Genomic DNA, 4,365 nt, shown 5'->3' with positions numbered 1-4,365 from the left:
AAAGTGCCTCGCCCGCCGGGCGAGACCGGCCAGCCCAACCCCGAAAAGCCAAAAAAGCTATCAATTAAATAGCATGGTTAAGCCGAAATGGCTGGGCTGCAGTCACTTTTACTTCGAAGATTAAAGTGCCAAGCCGCAGCGGGTTTCAGGGCGCTAACCGCGCCTTCAGTCCGGCGCAGTAGTCGGTCTCTGGCACGGCGGGCGTGGGCCAGACGGCGTCAAACGCCTCCGCCTTGTCGCTGTCCGCGCCTTCGCCCGCGCGCAGGCGAACGGCCCTGGTCTGGAGGTCTGCCGGCAGGTGCTGCGGCACGCCCAGCCTGCGGTCCACATGGCCGCTGCCTGCCAGCAACACCACCACCTTGCCGGGCAGCGCCGCCTGCTGGACGCTGTCGGCCAGGGACATGTCTTTGGCAATCTGGATGCGCGTCATGGGCGTGACCTGGCTCTCGGGCAGCAAGTTGCAATGGCCGGCGCGAATCAGCTGCTGCTGCGCCTTGAGGGCGGGGCCCGGCAACTGAACGTCGAGCTTGCCGTCGGACATGCTGTCTTGCATGCGGGCGCGCGGCAGGTTGGCGCCCAGCACAGGCACGCCGGCGCGCACGGCTGTCATCACGGCGGGCCCATAGGCCTGCCACGGCCAGCCCTTGTCGTTCCACTTCAGCGCGCGGCGGGTCTGCGCTTCGCTTGCGCCGGGTTTGAGCGTGGCCGTGCTGACCCCCGCATCGGCCATTTCAAGGGCCACTGCAGCCAGCAGGCCCCGGGCCGCCAGAACTGCAATCACCTGCTGCCCGATCTGCTGGTGTTCCGCGGCGTCGTGTTGTTCGCCAATGAGCAGCACATCGGCAGGCAGCAGCGCATCGAGCCTGGCGGCCACGGCGCTGGCTGCGGCAGCACTGCCGCTGGGTTGCTCGAGGATGGGGGCTTCGGGGCGGCTGGCGCAGCCGCCCATCAACGTCGCCGCTACGACACAGAGCAGAAGGACCAGGGCGCGTGGCGAAGAGGGTTGAGGCATCCGCGAATATTAACGCGGCGTGCTCAGTGCAGCGAGACCGGCGTGTGGGCCAGGCCGCTATAGCCCTCCAGTGTGTCTTCAACCTCTTCCTGCGTGGGCGTGTTCTGCGCCCAGGCGCTCAGGCGCTGCTGGAACATTTCTGCCCACGAACCGTCCAGGTACACCTCTTTGTTGGAGCGTTTGTCCACAATTTCAAAGCCGTGGCGGGCCAGTTCGGGAACGCTGGGGGCGGGTGCGGATTCTTCGGGCGCGTTGGCGTGGATCTGGAGGACTGAAAAAGTGTCTGATTCGTAAAGCATTTGCATGGCGGATATCCTTTTCGATTAGATGGCAACGATGGCGCCAAGTTCAAGTGCCAGGCGCCTCAGGGTGGGCTGACGGCGCGGAGCTGCTGGTCAATGAAGTCGCCGTTGTGCTGGGTGATTTTGCTGCGCACCGGCAGGTAGCCCAGCGCGGGTGCAAACCAGATTTCAACCTTCTGGTCGTACTCGCGGCGCGGCTGGCGCGTGAGCTTGAGGGTGCGCATGGTTCCCATGGGCAGTTCGAGCTGCGCCTCGGCCTCCACCAGAAAAGTCCAGGTGTCCGCGTCGCGCGGGCCCACGGTGTACAGCGAAATGCTGGCGCCCGGCGCAAAGCTGTCGGGCTGGCCCGCCAGCATGCCGCCCAGCTGCAGGAACACGCTGACCCGGTCTTGTGCGCCCTGGACCCAGGGGAGGGTGGGCGTGTTGGCGCTGAAGCTGATCTGGCCCTTGTCGGGCTCGAAATGCGCCGCCACTTCGCTTCTGGACTTGTCGGAAAAGCGCTGGGGCGCCAGGCCGTCAGGGCCCAGCTGACCCTGGCTGCTCAGGCTGCGCGAGCCCAGAAACAGCGCGCTGATGGTCATGCGGGCGTCGTAGCTGCTGCCCGTGTTGTGCCAGACCAATTCCGCGTTGGCGTGGTAGTTCAGTCCCTTGGCGCTGCCGTTCATTTGGTAGTCCAGCCGGGCGCTTGCGGGCAAGGCCATGGCCGTCACCGGGGTCTGGCTGGGGCCGGCTGGCGGCGCGCTTGGGGCGCTGGCGGCCGGCGCTGCGGCGGCGGTGCCAGTCTCAGGTTCGGCAGCGGCTGTTTCGGTGGCGTGGTCAGGCAGGCGGGCTTCCTCGGTGGATACCGGCTCCGGGTCTGGCGGCGCTATAAATTCAGTAGCTGCCTGTTCCCGTGGATATTGGGCTTGAGTCTTATTTTTCTTAAGAGATGGCTTGTTGGCGGCCTTGGCTGCCGGCTGGACGGGCGGCGCGGCCACCGGCGGCGGCATGTCAATGCGGCGCGTCACAAAAGCGGAGGTGCGCTGTGCCTCGGGGGCCAACGCCGGCCCGAAACGGGTCGGCGAGGTCTTCAGCACCAGTGCGTGGGCTGCCAGCACCCCCGCCAGCAGCAGGCCCAGCACGCCCCAAGGCGGAGCGCTGTGCGGCGTCTGCGGTGCTGGCAAGCGGCTCATACGGGTTTGAATCCCAGATCGCCGGAAAGTTGCCGGGCCGCCTCCGCCAGCGGCCGGGCTACCGCACCGTCCCAGGCCGCGTCAAAGGTGGCCAGCGAACCCAGCGCCACCATGCCCAGCGCCAGATGGCCATCGGCGTCAAACACCGGCGCGCAAAACCCGGCCACGCCGGGCAGCAGGGTATCGACGACGCGCGCCATGCCGCGCTGGCGCACGTCGTCCAGCCGCGCCGTCACGTCGGCCATGTCGGAGGGCACATCGCCTCTGGCCAGCTTGCGGTTGCGGGCCAGTTCGTCCTTGAGCAGCCGGGCCAGCCGGCTTTGGGGCGCATGGTTCAGTGCGCAATGATGTTGCGACATGAAGGCGGCAAAGCACAGGCCCGTGGCCGATGACAGCAGCGGCATCACGTCACCCAGGCGCAGGTTGACGGTGACGGGCTGGGGCGACTCCTCCCAGTGAACAAGGGTCGGCCCCTGGTTGCCCCACACGGCCAGCGCCAGCGTCTGGCCCATTTGCGTCATCAGGGCCGGCAGCCGTTGCCGCGCCAGTTTCACGCTGTCCAGCCTGGACAGCGCCGCGAGCCCCAACCTGAGGGCGGCCGGGCCGAGGTCGTAGCGGGTGCTGGCGGCGTCCTGCGTGACCAGCGCCAGCCGCTGAAAGCTGACCAAATAGCGGTGCGCCTTGGCCGCGCTCATGCCCGCAGCAAAGGCCAGGTCGCGCAGCATCAGCGGGGCGGATGCTGCGGCCAGCACATCGAGCAGACTGAAGCCGACCTCGACCGACTGGATGCCCGCGCGCGGGGACGGCAGGCTGCCAGGCGGCACGGCGGGGGAAGCTGAGGGTGGGTTCATGGCCTTGAACTAGAATTTGGAATTACATTTAGGTGAATCGATTTCACTTATCGTAACGCCTTGACCCTGGTGTAAAACCGAAACAACACCGTTCAGCCACTCAATCAGGAACTTGATGAAACTCGCCACCTACAAAGACGCCTCGCGCGACGGCCAACTCGTGGTGGTTTCGCGCGATCTCTCGCTTGCGCATTATGCGACGGGCATCGCCGGCAAACTGCAGCAGGTGCTGGACGACTGGAACTTCATGTCGCCGCAACTGCAGGACCTGTACGACACGCTCAACAGCGGCAAGGCGCGCCATGCCTTTCCGTTTGAGCCGGCCCGTTGCATGGCCCCGCTGCCGCGCGCCTACCAGTGGGCCGACGGTTCGGCCTTCATCAACCATGTGGAGCTGGTGCGCAAGGCGCGCCATGCCGAAGTGCCGGCCAGCTTTTACGGCGACCCCCTGATGTACCAGGGCGGCAGTGACGATTTCTTGGGCCCTTGCGACGACATCGTGGTGGCCAGCGAAGCGTTTGGCATCGACTTTGAGGCCGAAGTCGCCGTGATCACCGGCGACGTGCCCATGGGCGCGAGCCCGGCGCAGGCGCTGGAAGGCATACGCCTGCTGATGCTGGCCAACGACGTGTCGTTGCGCAACCTGATTCCCGATGAACTGGCCAAGGGGTTCGGCTTTTTCCAGAGCAAACCGGCCACGGCCTTCAGCCCGGTCGCCGTCACGCTCGACGAAGTCGGCGATGCCTGGGACCAGGGGCGCTTGCACCTGACGCTGCAAAGCACCTGGAACGGCCGCAAGGTCGGCATGTGCGAGGCCGGGCCTGAGATGACTTTTCACTTTGGCCAGCTGATCGCGCATATCTGCAAGACCCGCAACGTGCGCGCCGGCAGCATTGTCGGCTCGGGCACCGTGAGCAACAAGGACTGGAGCCATGGCTACAGCTGCATTGCCGAAAAGCGCGCGATTGAAACCATTGAAGACGGCAAGCCCAAAACCGCATTCATGAAGTACGGCGACACCATTCGCA

General features: G+C 65.8%; 5 protein-coding genes. 1 reads left to right on the top strand and 4 read right to left on the bottom strand.

What is annotated here, in order from left to right:
- Window positions 1–145: 145 nt before the first annotated feature.
- The 4 genes from Q8K05_RS07605 to Q8K05_RS07590 are packed head-to-tail and all read right to left on the bottom strand — an operon-like array spanning window position 146 to window position 3,337.
- Window positions 146–1,012 (bottom strand): ChaN family lipoprotein, encoded by an 867-nt coding sequence (locus Q8K05_RS07605; RefSeq protein WP_305245927.1) that lies wholly within the window; start codon window positions 1,010–1,012, stop codon window positions 146–148.
- Between the two features lie 23 nt (window positions 1,013–1,035).
- Window positions 1,036–1,317, bottom strand: a complete 282-nt coding sequence (locus Q8K05_RS07600) for a DUF3567 domain-containing protein (protein ID WP_305245925.1) — start codon at window positions 1,315–1,317, stop codon at window positions 1,036–1,038.
- 59 nt (window positions 1,318–1,376) lie between these two features.
- Window positions 1,377–2,486 (bottom strand): DUF3108 domain-containing protein, encoded by a 1,110-nt coding sequence (locus Q8K05_RS07595; RefSeq protein ID WP_305245923.1) that lies wholly within the window; start codon window positions 2,484–2,486, stop codon window positions 1,377–1,379.
- On the bottom strand, window positions 2,483–3,337 hold the full coding sequence (locus Q8K05_RS07590; RefSeq protein ID WP_370868798.1) for an IclR family transcriptional regulator: 855 nt from the start codon (window positions 3,335–3,337) through the stop codon (window positions 2,483–2,485). Before Q8K05_RS07590 ends, Q8K05_RS07595 begins: the two co-directional genes overlap by 4 nt.
- Before the next feature lie 115 nt (window positions 3,338–3,452).
- On the opposite strand from Q8K05_RS07590, the gene Q8K05_RS07585 reads away from it, so the two are divergent.
- The coding region (locus Q8K05_RS07585) for a fumarylacetoacetate hydrolase family protein (RefSeq protein ID WP_305245921.1) at window positions 3,453–4,365 on the top strand (913 nt) is incomplete at its 3' end.

The organism is Polaromonas sp., assembly GCF_030682935.1.
Taxonomy (GTDB): domain Bacteria; phylum Pseudomonadota; class Gammaproteobacteria; order Burkholderiales; family Burkholderiaceae_C; genus Polaromonas.
Note: the sequence above shows the minus strand (reverse complement) of the source record. Positions and strands in the feature narration are given on the sequence as shown.